Genomic DNA, 13,347 nt, shown 5'->3' with positions numbered 1-13,347 from the left:
CGACACACGCCCGCCGCAACGTCTCATCCTGATTGACGCGGAATCTCATCCAGTTTGTCGCGCAGCACCCGTCACCGCGATCAAGCCGAACAGGGTCTGCCACAAAGCGGCTCGGAGGCCATAGGGTGACGGCAGCCGACCGGCCTCGGCGACAAGTTCCGCGATCTGCCTGGGCGCGTAAATATACGGCACCCGTCGTCGGTATCGGCCTGTGACAAGCTGGCTGGACGGGATTTCGGTCTGATCATCGTGCTCCGCAAGCCAGAAGGCAAACCTGCGTACCATACCAAGGCGATGAGACCATGTGTTGTTGTCCGCGCTGCCGTAGTTTGCCTTCCAATCGAGGAACAAGGGCGTCGAGATGATATGGAACCCGTTGTCGTCGGCAAAGCTGACGAACTTGCGGAGGACCCGTTCATCGAAGGAGAGATCAAAACCCATCGAACGCCGAAGAACCAGGTACTCGTCAAGTCGTTGAGAAAGCGTCTTCATTGTACTTCCTCCGCCGTTGGCCAAGGACGCGAGATCGTGCGCAGGGCATCAACATCATGTTGTGCATAGATTGTCGTGTTCATCGCAGATCGGTGTCGTAGCACATCTCCAATCTCGGCAAGCGACGCGCCTTTTCGCAGCATGTCGGTGGCCAGGCTGTGCCGCAGAATGTGCGTGCCGATATAGGCTTGCGGCGGACTAATGCCGGTCGCGTCATAGGCATCCCGCAAAATCCAGCGAAGGATCTGCGCGTCCTTGAACCTCTTGAACGGCGGTTTCACCGACACGAACAGCGCGCGGTCCGGGCCCCGGCGCTCATTCTTGATGTAATCGACAATCGCCTCACCAACCTCCGCCGACATCGGCATCCGGTCGTGCAACTGCCTCTTGCCGCGGATCAGGATTTCACCAGCACGCCAGTCGATATCGTCCAGTTCTATCGCCGTCACCTCTGGGGGCCGAAGGCCCAGCCGGGCGATCAGCATCAGCATTGCATAGTTGCGTCGGCCCGTTTTCTTGTGGCCGCGCACCACCTCAATGAGCCGGTTGACCTGTTCCGGCTCCAGATACCTCGGAATGCCTGTAGGTTTCGGCTGCCGCGCCTTTGGCACGGCGTTGCTCAGGTTTCGCTCCGTCTTGCCGCTCCAGAACAGGAACTGGAACAGATTACGAAGGTGAGACGGGCCGGTTTTGTCGCGTGGCGCGTTTTGGGCCTCCCGCAGTCGAAGGATGAACCCAGTGATGTCGCCGGGTTTGATCGTATTCAGATCACCTAAACCGGTGCCGAACTTCGCGGTCAGGAACCGGTCATAAAACCGTAGGCAGTGATAAATTGTGTCCTCAGACAAGCCGCGCTGACTGCGAAGATAGGTTTCGTATTCCCGTTTCAGGCAGGCCCTCGGTGACATGTCCAGCGGCGGTTTTGAGCGCGGCGGTGCGCCTGCATTTTCAATGAGATAATCCCTGAACCGATTGATGCGGTACCGACAGTGCTTTTGGTCTCTCGCAGAAGCCGCACTGATGATCGACGCCGCCAGATGGTCCACACGATCATCGGTCAGCTCAGTGGGACAGACGTCTGCCTCCAGCATCGCCGCCCAAAGCGCCTCGGCTGTGGTTCTGTAATTGGCGATGGAACGGAGGCCGTATCCCTCCGCCTCGATCTGTAGGGCAAAGCGATCGGCATGGCTGCCAGCTTTCAGTTTCCGCCTCGTCGTTTGATCTGGGTGCGTATCGTTTTCCATGAGTGTTTCCTTCTTTTGGTTGAAGGTTGCACCTATGGCAGATCGCTGGCCCCAATTGCGCAGTTCGCCACGCTCACATGGCGGTTCTGAACTACAGTCTTATGCAGCCGGAAAACGACAAAAACCGCAGGAAACAAGACTTCGCCTGAACAAGCGCGGCATAAACCGGAGCGCGGCATTATGGGCCAGCTCATGGGCCCAGACCCCGTAAAAATTGCGCGGGTCCTGGAACCGCGTGATGGATGGCATGTAAACCTTGTCCACGGGGGGCAAATAGTACGCTTCCGTTCCTGTGAAGACGGTCGTGATGTCGATGGCATCGAAAAACGCCTGCATGTGCAGGATCGGCTCGGACGGCGGATGCTCGGGCACGGGCTCCGGGTCAGGGTAGAAACTGTCGGGCAGGCCATCGATCTGGCAGGCATTGAACACGCGATAGGATTTCTGAAAGCGGAATATACGGGCTTCCTCGGAGTGATCATCCCCGTCGCTGCGGTCATGCTCATCGCCGCCCGCGTCTTTCCGGCTTTGACCGTAATAAACGACGACAGAGGACTTTTCGCCCTTGCGCACCTTTGCGTCCAACGCATTGGCCTGCGGCAGCGTCATCCAGAACGGCGAGCTGTGGCCCGCCATCACGGTGCGCATGGTCAGTAGGAAGTTATTGATCCCCTGGTAGGGTTCACCGCCCACGCGCAGGGGGCGAGAGCTGCCACCTGCGGTCCATGGCTTGCGCCACGGCAGGACGCCGCGCTCGATGATACGGATGATTTCGTTTGTGATGACCTCGGAGGCATCGAATTTGGGCGTGCGGGATCGGGCCATGGCTGGCCTCCTTTCGTGTATTGGTAAGAAGATTGGGAGTCAGGTTGACTGCCGGGGCCGCGGATCGTTGACGATCCCCGCGCCGAGCTTTTCGACCATGTCGATGTAGTTGGTCAGCGAGACGGAGCTGCCGGCACCCGAATGGTCAGGATCGACCGATCCGCCCCGCGTCACCCGCGGCAGATTCGCGAATGCGATGCCATCGGTGACGGGTCGGAGATCGATGAACGGCGTGCCTCGCGCGACCGCTAGAGCGGCCAAGGGAAAGCGCTCGATTGGCGCGAAACTCGACACCGTGGTCCAGCCGAGATGGATGAACGTGCCGCCGTCTCCGCAGATCACATGGGCATTCGGCAGCGTCGCCGCCTGCCTGAGATAGCCGAGATCGCGGAGAACGGTCTGGCGTTCGAGCCGCCGTGCCAGCGTCGTCTGGCCAGTTCGGCGTAGCTCTCTATGCCGCCACCAGGAGGCGGCGGTTGCGCGGAGCACGCGCAAGACACCTGTTTGCATGGGAATGCCCTTCATCAGGAACGGCAGACCGGAACCCGGCCTGGACCCATCTGAAGGACCCCAAAGGCCCTCATCCGTCAGTCACAAAACCCGAAGAATACTTTCACTTTCCAACCGCCAACTGGACCGCGGAAACTGACAAGGGCCCGACACCACCGCGGTTCCCAAGGACTTCATGCAGTCAGTGCCGGTTGGGGTCCAAGATCGGCAAGGTATATCGGCAACCCGAGCCCGACCGCAGCAGTCTTTAGCATATTATCAATAACTTATCTGATGTTCTCGATCGGCAAAAAGCGCGCCTACTGCGACTTTTCAGGCCCAAAAATCAGGATTTCCGGCGTTCAGAGCAATGCAGCGTTGGGGATTAGCATGGGAAACGAAGGCGCAGCACCTCCTGACATCTTGAAATTCAGCAATATTGTCGCTATATACCGTCAGTATCACTGTAGGAACATAGATCATGCACATCACGAACTTTGCTGAAGCTGGGCAATTCGAACCGCGCAAGATCGCTGCGGTGCTACGCACGTCAGCAGAAGAAATCGCATTGACCGTCGGCTTGGGCAAAGACGCGTTGCAGAGGCGAACCCGCATCGGTTCGGACAAGACGCAGCGCCGCCTGCGCGAATTGGTCGAGGTGCTGAACAAAGTCGAGCCCCGCTTCGGCTCGGAACTGATGGCCTATGCATGGTACCGTTCAGAGCCCCTGCCCGGCTTTGATGGCCGGACAGCCATGCAGCTGGTGCAGGAAGGCAAAGCTCAGCAAGTTCTGGAATACATCGATGCGGTCGATGCGGGCGTCTTTGCCTGATGCCGCTGAAAGATGGGCGCTACACAGGGCCACTCTATCGCGCCCTGAACCCGGTCTATGCGCGTGAACCTCTGTCCGGACGAGGCGCTGAACTCTATGGAGGGCGCTTTAACGCCAAGGGCACCCCTGCCCTCTACACCTCGCTCGATCCCGCGACCGCTCTTAGAGAGGCCAACCAGGTCGGCAGCCTGCAACCCACGATCCTGGTGTCCTACAAGGCCGACCTTGGGCCTATTTTCGACACTCGCGATCAGGAGGGGCTTGAACGGTATGGCACGACAACGACGATGCTTGCCGACCCTGGATGGCGCATGAAGATGCTCGATGGCCAACCTGTGCCGACACAGGATTTAGCAACCGCGCTCATTGCGGATGGGTTTGCAGGGCTTCTGATCCAGAGTTTTGCGAAGGGCGCATCGTCATCGGACTTCAACATCGTCCTGTGGGCTTGGGATGGCAAGAGCGGTTCACTTAACGTCGTGGATGACGAAGAACGGCTGTCACGAATGTGAGGTGATTTGCTGACATCTTCACGGGATGCACCTATCGCGTACCGCACCTGTGAAAAGCCTCTCTACGTCGCTGTCAGGGAATAACTGGTACTACGCCCACCGCCCTCATCTTTCTCCAGGGCTCCCAAGTCGATCAGGTCAAGGATGTCGCGATAGGCTGTGTCTTGTGAGCACTTTTCGATCTTCGCATACTTCGACGTCGTGAGTTTTCCTTCGAACCCATCAAGCAGGCGATTGAGCATGTCCCGTTGGCGGTCGTTTAGTTTGGCCGCTCCGTATTGCTCCCAGAACCGCGCCTTCTGGAACACGGTCTCTAGGATGATCTCTGCACCATCGAATGCACGATCCAGGCAATCCAGGAACCAAACGAGCCAAGCCGTGATATCGAGTCCCCCTTTCTGGGTCGTTTCGAGCATGTCGTAGTAAGCGCTCCGCTCCTGCCGGATTTGGGTCGACATGCTGTAGAACCGCTGTGAACTGCGTTCGGATCGCGCCAACGCCATATCCGCGATCGCGCGCGCAATGCGGCCGTTGCCATCGTCGAAAGGATGGATCGTAACGAACCACAGATGCGCGATAGCGGCATGGATTACTGGGTCCGTGTCGGGTGTCTGGTTGAACCAGGACAGAAACCGCGTCATCTCTGCGTTGAGCCGCGCGGCTTCCGGCGCCTCAAAGTGCACCCGTTCGCGGCCATAGGGCCCTGATACAACCTCCATGGGACCGCCCCGCCAATTGCCCACCCTGATCCGGGTCATTCCGCTTCGCCCGGTCGGAAAGAGAGCCGCATGCCAGCCGAACAGACGCTCCGCATCCAGTGGCTGGTCATACGCTTGGGTCGCGTCCAGCATCATCTCGACGACACCATCAACATGGCGATCAGACGGGATCAGTCCGCCAATTTCCAGACCCAACCGCTTTGCGATAGATGAGCGCACCTGATCCTTGTCGAGCGTTTCCCCCTCGATCTCGCTGCTTTTGACGACATCACTGGTCAGTGTTCTGAGCATCGCCTCGTTGCGAAGATCAAAGCCAAGACCCTCCATGCGCCCCAAGAGCTTGCCTTGGCGGTGACGGACCGCGGCAAGTTGTGAAGACAGCTTGGACTTATCCCAGGTAAACTGCGGCCACTCAGGGAGTTCGTGAATGTAGGTCATATTTTACGCATTCCTTGCGGAGATTATACCGCACAATCTCCGCAAGACAACAGCAAACACCGCAGAAGGTGCGGAGAATACAGGCAGCAATCTCCGCATGCCCCACTTGGAACTTGGACCGCGGGACAATTGCTTGCGCATCGCTTCACGCCGCCTGTCCGCTCAACCGGCCATAAAAACTGCGCTCGAGATGCAGCTCCCCTGCCCCGGCCTTCTCGACCATACCGCGCAGATATCCGCCCGGAGACGCCACTTCTCCGGCGCAATGCTTGTCGAACGTGAGAACCAGCGCCGCAGTCGCGATTTGGGGCCCGAGACGGTCCTGCGCGAGGTTCCAAGCGTGCTCTGAGACGCCGATCATCGGCCTGAGCTGCCCGACAACGCGATGGAGATCGCCCCAATCCTTCAGGTACCCGCCCATATTGCGTGCCCAGGACGCGAATTCAGGGCATGCCTGCATCACGGTCGGCAAATCGAGCGCTGCCCCGCGTTTTTTGCGGGTTTTTGCAATCCAATCTTCCAACTCCCTATCAACCCGCTCTTCGGGCGGCGCATTTGGCACCACGCCCGCCGTTTGCTCAGTTTCTGAGCGATTACAGGTTACAGGATTAAGTTGAGTTGTAATTAGTATATGAGGTTCAGAAATGACCTCCCTGGGGTTCATTTCTAGAGTCTTTTCACTAACTTGTTCGGTAAATTCTGCGGTGTTATCCACAACTTCATCCGCTCGAACTGCCTTGAGATACATCGCCTCGACACGCTCCTGGAGTTCCCTGAACCACTCCAGAAGCCGCGCAAGCGTCTCAGAGGCCGTGTTCCGGCGTGGGAGGCGGTCCAAAAGATCCTCAAAGAGACCTGTGAGTTGCGTCCAGGGGCCTCTCAGAGCGCCGCTGAGGGCCGCGTCGATCCTCGCGCGGATCATCCGGCGCGCAACCGTGATCTGGCGTTTCAGGCGCTGGCAGAGCTCACGCTCGGCCTGCAGTTCAGCATGTAGCTGCTGAAACTCTTCGGCGCGAGCCGACAGCGGCGACAAATCAAAGCCATAGGCCTCGATGATACGACCGTCAGCGTCTCTGTGGCCCCAACGCTTGCCATTGGGGCTGTCCTTGAAGGCTATCACGCCGATCTCGGCCAGACGCCGCGCATGGCGCTTGAGCGCCGAGAGCGAGAAGCCTGTCTGCTCCATCAGATAGGCGTTGGACGCCCAGACGATCGGACGCTGTCCCTTCTCCCAGTCCTGGGCCTGTGTGAAGGCTCCAAGCGTATCGAGAAGCACCACGTCGCCAGCCTTGAGGCCAATATGTGCGCCAACGCGTTTCACGGCGACAAAGGCCTGTGACTTGGGCACGGTTGATCTTTCACCGGCCTGTGCGTGCTGTTCAGCGACCGCGAGTCCGGCCGTCGCTTTGCGCCACCCCGAGGGTTGGTTGATATTAGACATACCTCCACCCTTCTGAGGCATGACTGTCCCAGTCGCTCCATGCGGAGCATCATTGAATTTTGTCATTTTTTATCTAGGCACAGAAAACCTGTTCGCCCGAAGACGTTTTTCGTTGTTTAGCGATTCGCGGGCTGCTAGGATTGTGGTGTGAAAACAAATCGCGCCTTGTGCGCAGCAGCCCTCGGGACTTCGGTTTCGAGGGTTTTCTTTTTGGTGCCGTTCTCCTTTTTGCTCGTTGCCTCTATCTTGGCGGTTAACAGCTGTTAACCGCCGCTATCCTTCGTGGCTCTCTGATTGGAACCGATCGAAGGAATCCTGAATGAGCTGGTCCAGATTCTGATCCAGCCAATTCGCGAATCTCGTGTTCTCCCCTGCCCGCTTGACGGTCACTGAGAGTCCCGATTTTCCACTCTTGATCTGCACACCGGGAACAGGCGAGCGCTCTTCAACAGATCGCTCCTGCTTGCCTCGTTTGCCAATTTCTTTAAGGACGAGGTCCAGCCGCCCGTCGGAATCAAGGGCACCAGATTGACCAAGCACATCCAATACACGCCCCTCCGAAAGTTGGTCCTTCTCGAACGCTGTAGCGAGGGTCGTCCATTTCGGGCGCCCTGCGCCCGGGGCCGCACCGATGGCTTCACCAACCGCCACGGGCACAAGCCGATTGATACGTTCAAGCTGCGAAAGAGTGTTCTTACTGATCGCCAAAGCTTGGCATGCTTCCGCGCGGGAGTACCCCTGCTCCAGAATCGCCTGTGCGAACCGAACACGTTCATAGTAGCTTAGCTCCTCACGGCCGGCATTCTCGAGCCCCTTCGCCATGAGAGCATCGGTATCATCGAGCGTGCGGATCAGAGCCCGCACCGGCATGCCTAGATGGCGGCACGCAAGTATGCGTCGCTGGCCATAGATGACTTCAAAATGACCGTCACGATCCTTTGAGGGACGCAGAAGCACTGGAACTTGCTGGCCCGACTCAGCGATACTGGTGGCGAGGTCCAGAATGGATTCATTTGGCGCGCCACTGTTAACAGCTGTTAACTCGATATCCAGCCGATCCTTCGGGCCCCAGGCAAGGATCAAGTTGGTATCGATTTCCTGAATGCCCCCGAGACCCGCACGGACCGAACCGATAGTTCCCTTCGGCAAGGTCCGATGGGCCCTGTCGGACGCACCCTCCTTCGATGCCTCGCTTGCCGCTGTGATCGCCGCCATGATACCGGTCTTATTCTTCCCCATTGCCATGACTAACGTCCCCATGCCTGTTGAAGCATTCCTGCGATTTCCGCACCTACTGCATCCATGCTGTTCTTTGCCCGATCGTAGGTCGACCGCGTCATTTCGGATCGTGCAACCTCATAGATCGACATCTTGAGCATCGACGCATCGCCAATTGCCGTACTGCGCAGTCCCGTCGCCCCAACGACACGATCTTGGAACAGGGCACGCATCAAGCTCACAATCTGCTGACTGGGAATGTCGCTCGGATCGTCCCGCGTAATGAGAAAAGAGAAGAAATCATGATCGAGTTTAACGCCCGTATCCTCGATCACCCCGAGATATGCAGATGTCATCTCGACAAACTGCTGTGTAGAGGCGAGATCGAGCATGCTGGGCGTCATCGGCACGATGACAGAGGTCGCAGCATAAAGGCCGGTCAGAGTCAAAAACCCGAGAGCTGGCGGGCTGTCGATCACCACCACATCGTAGTCGCTTTCAACGGACTGGATCGCTAGACTGAGCTTCTCAAAAAACGCGACACCGCGCCCTGCGTTGACCGCCGTTTCAGTCTCAAATTCGCTCAGCACAAGGCGGGCAGGTGCCAAATGCAAGCCAGGGAAATAGGTTTCCACGATAGCTTCAGACATCGGCACTGGATCGTCATAGCGCAGTGCGTCGTAAATCGACGCGCCCTCAAACTCCAGTTCAGTTTGAATCCCGCAAAAGCCTGTGAGGCTCCCTTGTGGATCCAAGTCGATCGCCAGCACCCGGTATCCGTTCAAAGCAAGGTAGTGACACAGATGGATCGCAGAGGTTGACTTTGCAGATCCACCTTTGAAATTCATCAGCTGAATGACCTGAAGCTTGTCACCCTCGCGACGCCCAGGAAGATACTTGCCGGGTTTTCGAGAGCTTGCCTCGAGGAAATGGCGCGCTTGCAGGATCTCTTCCCCGGAATAAAAGCGTCGTCCATTCTTGATGACGTCCGGCTCAGGCAACGATCCGTCGCTATGGCACTTGCGCAGGAATTGACCGGTCACGCCAAGCAGGTCAGCAGTCTCTGTTGCGCTGAATAGTCTCAAATTCTTACGCTGATCGGGTGCGTAGGCCTGTTGAAGATGCGTCGTGAGCGCGGTGTGTAGACGCGCGGCCATTTGGCTTGTAAGCTCGGATTGGGAGGCCGCTTCGATGGGTGCCGTCTGAAACATAGTTGCTAATTCTCTGCTCGAACGCGCTTATTTGCGCAACTTGACTCTAATGGCCGTGATTCACCATGTTAAGTCAAGGATTTTATCCACAATTTGTGCTATTGAGCCCGAGCGCTACTAGGGGAGCCACGCACCTTCCCGAGTTAACAGCTGTTAACAGCACACACAAACTTGTGGTTCAAGAGTGCATCTGGCGCAGACTGCGTGTCGCTAACGCTCGGTTTCTCATCGGTGTCTTGACCGAAAATCCGGTTAACGAGAGTTACAGAGAACTCAGGCCGGATCGGACAACGCAACTACAGACCTACGGCAAATCCACGGCACAATTGGATCGACATTCAAAGTTACATAGATACTTGGGTGCCGGGCCCAAACGATCAGATCAAACGCACTTCATGAGCATGGATGGTCAAGGCCCTGTTGTCTGAGGCGTCGATGATCCCCAGCAGGGTAGGGGGCATCGCGGCTTCTCGCGTCGCGGAAACAGTATCCGGCACAAAGCACGGCGTAGACAGGACAATGCCTTAAACGAACAAAGCTTACCTATTGATGGTTTTAAGTATACACGGATGTTTATCCATACCTGAGAGGACACCATGCGAGTTGCCAAATGGGGAAGCTCCCTTGCCGTCCGGCTACCCGCGGATCTTGTGCGGGAACTGGGCCTAAAGGAAAGCGACCAGATCGACCTGGTAAAGGGAGACGGAACCATTCTGGTCAAGCGCCAACCTAGCGCCGATGAAGTCCTGCAAGGGTTAAGGCGATTTCGCGGGAAACTGCCCAAGGACGCGCGTCTAAGCCGCGACGCCGCGCATGAACGCTGAATTCGCAGACACAAATGTTGTGCTCTACCTGTTTGACGATGCTCCAAAGGCTGAGAGAGCAGTGGAAATTCTGGGGCAGGGACCTCGGGCAAGCGCCCAGGTCCTCAACGAAGCGATGGTCAATTGTCGGCGGAAAACTCGGCTCAGCTAGGAAGATACCGGAGCGCTTCTTGAGGGTATGAAGTCCTTATGGCCTTTCGTGGACATAACGGTTCAAACCCATCAAGTGGGTCGCGAGCTGGCAGAGAAGTAAGAGTAATCGGTCTATGACACGATGATCATGTCAGCCGCGCTGATCGCCGGGTGCACGACGCTGTGGAGCGAGGACTTGCACAACGCCTTGCTCATCGAAAGCCGGCCGAGCGTCGTCAATCCACGTACCTGACCAGCAATCCAAGTCGCTCCGCTCGTTCCAACAGCATCCTGACGGAGGACGGTTGCCAGCTGGTGCGGCCTCGAGGGGTGCGCTCACGCATGGATTCCAGCCGTTCGCAGATCGCCTGGAGTGTGATTTTTGGGTCCGAGCCTTTGATGGCAGCCACGATAGCCGGCAGGCGGTCATCAGTTTCTCGGCGCCCGGCGCGGCCAAGCACTTCATCTGGTAGAAACCCGTCGCGGACATAGGCTTTCACAGCACGGAGTAGGCGGCTTTGGGTCCAGTGCCGGTCGTGGGGCAGGGGGCCATTAATGATTCGCAAAACATCTTCCCAGGCCATATCCGGCCGTAGGCGTCGCACGTGGGGCACCCAATCCTGCGCGGTCTCGTTCAGGCGCTCCATGTAGCCGTCCTGTCGCGCCAGCCGCACCTTGCGAAGCGCGGCGGGGTCCTTGGCGCGAAGCCCTGGGTTGCCACCTACGCGCCCTTTGGCGCGTGCCGAGGCAAGCCCAGCCTTGGTGCGTTCGCGGATCAGGGCACGTTCGAACTCGGCCGCTGCGCCCAGAACCTGCAACGTGAACTTGCCTTGCGGCGATGCAGTGTCGATGGGGTCCTGCAGGGAGCGGAAAAAAGCGCCCTTGGCCTCCAGACGTTCGATCACCTCCAGCAAGTGCGACAGAGACCGTGCAAGCCGGTCGATCCGAACGACAACCAGCGTGTCGCCGCTCTGGACGCGTTCGAGCACGCGGGCAAGTACTGGCCGCGCACGATTGCCGCCTGAGGCGTGTTCTTCAAAGATCTCTACGCAACCCGCAGACTGAAGGGCCTCAGACTGGGGCAGGGGGGTCTGATCCTCTGTGGAAACTCGCGCGTAGCCTATCAAGGGCATCAAATCATGCTTCTTGCAGTTTTACATATCACTAATAAACGACAGTTTGGCGGCGGCGGCTTAAGGCTTCGCAGCATTGACCGAGCTCCCCTATTGGCATATATTGCCAATAGGGAGATGTGTTCCATGGTGACCCGAAACGTTGTTCTGACTGAAACTCAAGACAAGTTGGTTCAGGCATTGGTCGCGTCCGGTCGATACCAGAATGTAAGCGAGGCTATGCGGGCGGGTTTGCGACTGCTTGAGCAGGAAGAGGCTCAGCTGACTGGCATTCGGGGCGGCCTTTTGGAAGGTCTTCAACAAGCGGAACATGGCGACATGGCCGAAGGAAGTGGGGCGGATGCGGTTCGCCGGGCCTTTGCGAGGGCGCGGACCACATTATGAGCCGAACTTTCCGGCTCACCCGCCGTGCGGAAGAAAGCCTCATCGAAATCGCCCGCTGGACCATCGAGAAATTTGGGCTTCGCCAGGCGGACATCTACGAAGCCGAACTTCTTTCCCGTTGCGAAGCGATCGTGAATGGGCAGGCACATAGTAGGAGTTGCTCGATCCTGGTCGCTGATGCCGAAGACCTGAGATATCTCAGGGCAGGGGAGCACTTCCTCGTGTTCCTGGATCGGCCTGAAGAAGTCATCATCGTTGATGTTCTGCATTCCCGCTGCGATCTGCCTCGCCACATCGCAGCTCTGACAACACTCAGAAGCAACGAAACTTGATCTTTATAGTCCAGCGGCTTTGGTCAGGTTCACCCGGAACCGATCGCGACGGCGCTGGTAGCGCCGGGTCATCTCCGCGGAGGCATGGCCAAGCTGTTTCTGTACATAGCGCTCGTCGACTTCCGCAGAACTGGCGAGACCGGCACGCAGGGAGTGGCCGGAGAAGAGGGCGAGGCGCTCTTTCTCGGGCAGCTCGGATCTGATGCCTGCATCCAGAACGGTCCGCTTGATCAGGCGCGCGACATGTTTGTCGTTGAGCCGCGTTTCCGAGGCGCGCTTGCCATTGCGCGAGGTCCCAACAAAGATCGGGCCGAAGTCGATTTTCGCGAAGTGCAGCCATTGTTCGAGCGCATGCACCGGGCAGGTCTGGTCCTTGGAGCCGCGGCCAATCTCGACATCGCGCCAACCCGTCTTGGCATTCAGGGTGAGTAGAGCACCTTTCTCCATGATCTCGATCCAGCCGCCCGAGTCCGGCGTGTCGTCCTTTCCGCAATCGAGGCTGACGATTTCCGAGCGGCGCAGGCCTCCGGCGTATCCAAGAAGAAGGATTGCCCGATCCCGCAGCCCGCGCAGGTCGAAAGGAAGGGTGGCGACCATCGCGAGGATGTCTTCAGCCAGGATCGCTTCCTTCTGCACCGGTGGGCGTGCGTGCTTGCGCTTGATCCCCGCCAGCACCGTAGCGATGTGGCGGTTCTTGCGATCGAGAGTGAACCCCCGCTGCGCGTAGTTCCAACCGAGGCCGGACAGGCGGCGTTCGATTGTCGATACCGAAAGGGCAGGGGAGGGGCCCGACCCGGACGCCAGGTCCGCGAGATAGAGCCCAATCATTTCGGGTGATGGAGGCAGCGGCTCGGCGCCCTTCATACGGCACCAGCGCGTGAAGTGCGTCCAATCCATCGCATAGGCCTTCAGCGTATTGTCAGAAGCTGCCGCGCGCGCATAGTCGCGGGCTGTGTCGACCAGCCGATCGAGTGTGCCGGAGCCCGCCAGAAAGGACGGCAGGCTCAGGGCCTCGCTGTCAGAGCGATCTCTCTCGTTGTCCTCGTTGGACGAAGGCCCGACTGGCACGTATGAGCTCGATTTCTCGTGGTTTTTCGACATGTCGCTGAGCATATTTCTTT

Annotated in this window: 14 protein-coding genes and 1 pseudogene; 5 read left to right on the top strand and 10 right to left on the bottom strand. The window is 58.1% G+C overall.

Annotated features, from left to right (window positions below; all coding sequences use genetic code 11):
- Positions 1 to 45: 45 nt before the first annotated feature.
- From C6W91_RS17435 to C6W91_RS17420, 4 genes and pseudogenes are all read right to left on the bottom strand, one after another.
- Positions 46 to 492 (bottom strand): hypothetical protein, encoded by a 447-nt coding sequence (locus C6W91_RS17435; protein ID WP_370571235.1) that lies wholly within the window; start codon positions 490 to 492, stop codon positions 46 to 48.
- Positions 489 to 1,736 carry a tyrosine-type recombinase/integrase gene (locus C6W91_RS17430; protein ID WP_370571233.1) on the bottom strand — a complete coding sequence of 416 codons (1,248 nt, stop codon included), beginning with the start codon at positions 1,734 to 1,736 and terminating at the stop codon, positions 489 to 491. The genes C6W91_RS17435 and C6W91_RS17430 overlap by 4 nt, the downstream gene beginning before the upstream one ends.
- Before the next feature lie 180 nt (positions 1,737 to 1,916).
- A pseudogene (locus C6W91_RS17425) lies at positions 1,917 to 2,561 on the bottom strand (ArdC family protein); the annotation flags it as partial.
- A 39-nt stretch (positions 2,562 to 2,600) separates the two neighbouring features.
- Positions 2,601 to 3,086 carry a hypothetical protein gene (locus C6W91_RS17420; protein WP_370571232.1) on the bottom strand — a complete coding sequence of 162 codons (486 nt, stop codon included), beginning with the start codon at positions 3,084 to 3,086 and terminating at the stop codon, positions 2,601 to 2,603.
- A 445-nt stretch (positions 3,087 to 3,531) separates the two neighbouring features.
- Here C6W91_RS17420 and C6W91_RS17415 point away from each other — a divergent pair, with 445 nt between their 5' ends.
- Both C6W91_RS17415 and C6W91_RS17410 read left to right on the top strand, forming a co-directional pair.
- Positions 3,532 to 3,882, top strand: a complete 351-nt coding sequence (locus C6W91_RS17415) for an MbcA/ParS/Xre antitoxin family protein (protein ID WP_005617048.1) — start codon at positions 3,532 to 3,534, stop codon at positions 3,880 to 3,882.
- Positions 3,882 to 4,394, top strand: a complete 513-nt coding sequence (locus C6W91_RS17410; protein WP_370571231.1) for an RES family NAD+ phosphorylase — start codon at positions 3,882 to 3,884, stop codon at positions 4,392 to 4,394. The genes C6W91_RS17415 and C6W91_RS17410 overlap by 1 nt, the downstream gene beginning before the upstream one ends.
- 62 nt (positions 4,395 to 4,456) lie before the next feature.
- Here C6W91_RS17410 and C6W91_RS17405 read toward each other — a convergent pair whose 3' ends face one another.
- From C6W91_RS17405 to repA, 4 genes are all read right to left on the bottom strand, one after another.
- Positions 4,457 to 5,551 (bottom strand): Fic family protein, encoded by a 1,095-nt coding sequence (locus C6W91_RS17405; protein ID WP_370571230.1) that lies wholly within the window; start codon positions 5,549 to 5,551, stop codon positions 4,457 to 4,459.
- 145 nt (positions 5,552 to 5,696) lie between these two features.
- Positions 5,697 to 6,992, bottom strand: coding sequence for a plasmid replication protein RepC (repC, locus tag C6W91_RS17400; protein ID WP_370571229.1), 1,296 nt, complete (start codon positions 6,990 to 6,992; stop codon positions 5,697 to 5,699).
- A gap of 273 nt (positions 6,993 to 7,265) precedes the next feature.
- Positions 7,266 to 8,237, bottom strand: coding sequence for a plasmid partitioning protein RepB (repB, locus tag C6W91_RS17395; RefSeq protein ID WP_370571228.1), 972 nt, complete (start codon positions 8,235 to 8,237; stop codon positions 7,266 to 7,268).
- Between the two features lie 2 nt (positions 8,238 to 8,239).
- The gene (gene repA / locus C6W91_RS17390) at positions 8,240 to 9,421 is read right to left on the bottom strand and encodes a plasmid partitioning protein RepA (RefSeq protein ID WP_051982510.1); all 1,182 of its coding nucleotides are present in this window, start codon (positions 9,419 to 9,421) and stop codon (positions 8,240 to 8,242) included.
- 596 nt (positions 9,422 to 10,017) lie between these two features.
- Here repA and C6W91_RS17385 point away from each other — a divergent pair.
- Positions 10,018 to 10,245: an AbrB/MazE/SpoVT family DNA-binding domain-containing protein gene (locus C6W91_RS17385; RefSeq protein WP_370571227.1), complete on the top strand. Its 228-nt coding sequence runs from the start codon at positions 10,018 to 10,020 to the stop codon at positions 10,243 to 10,245.
- A gap of 368 nt (positions 10,246 to 10,613) precedes the next feature.
- Here the strand turns inward: C6W91_RS17385 and C6W91_RS17380 are convergent, their stop codons facing one another.
- The gene (locus C6W91_RS17380) at positions 10,614 to 11,510 is read right to left on the bottom strand and encodes a recombinase family protein (protein ID WP_370571226.1); all 897 of its coding nucleotides are present in this window, start codon (positions 11,508 to 11,510) and stop codon (positions 10,614 to 10,616) included.
- Between the two features lie 126 nt (positions 11,511 to 11,636).
- Here C6W91_RS17380 and C6W91_RS17375 point away from each other — a divergent pair, with 126 nt between their 5' ends.
- Both C6W91_RS17375 and C6W91_RS17370 read left to right on the top strand, forming a co-directional pair.
- A complete protein-coding gene (locus C6W91_RS17375; protein WP_370571237.1) occupies positions 11,637 to 11,894 on the top strand; it encodes a type II toxin-antitoxin system ParD family antitoxin in 258 nt (85 codons plus the stop codon).
- Entirely contained in the window at positions 11,891 to 12,226 is a 336-nt protein-coding gene (locus C6W91_RS17370; protein ID WP_370571225.1) for a type II toxin-antitoxin system RelE/ParE family toxin, read from the top strand. The genes C6W91_RS17375 and C6W91_RS17370 overlap by 4 nt, the downstream gene beginning before the upstream one ends.
- Positions 12,227 to 12,229: 3 nt before the next feature.
- Here the strand turns inward: C6W91_RS17370 and C6W91_RS17365 are convergent, their stop codons facing one another.
- On the bottom strand, positions 12,230 to 13,327 hold the full coding sequence (locus C6W91_RS17365) for a tyrosine-type recombinase/integrase (RefSeq protein WP_370571236.1): 1,098 nt from the start codon (positions 13,325 to 13,327) through the stop codon (positions 12,230 to 12,232).
- Positions 13,328 to 13,347 lie beyond the last annotated feature (20 nt).

This window comes from Phaeobacter sp. SYSU ZJ3003 (assembly GCF_041300735.1).
Classification (GTDB): Bacteria; Pseudomonadota; Alphaproteobacteria; order Rhodobacterales; family Rhodobacteraceae; genus Phycobacter; species Phycobacter gallaeciensis_A.
The sequence above is the reverse complement of the archived record's forward strand: the minus strand, read 5'-3'. Positions and strand labels throughout refer to the sequence as shown.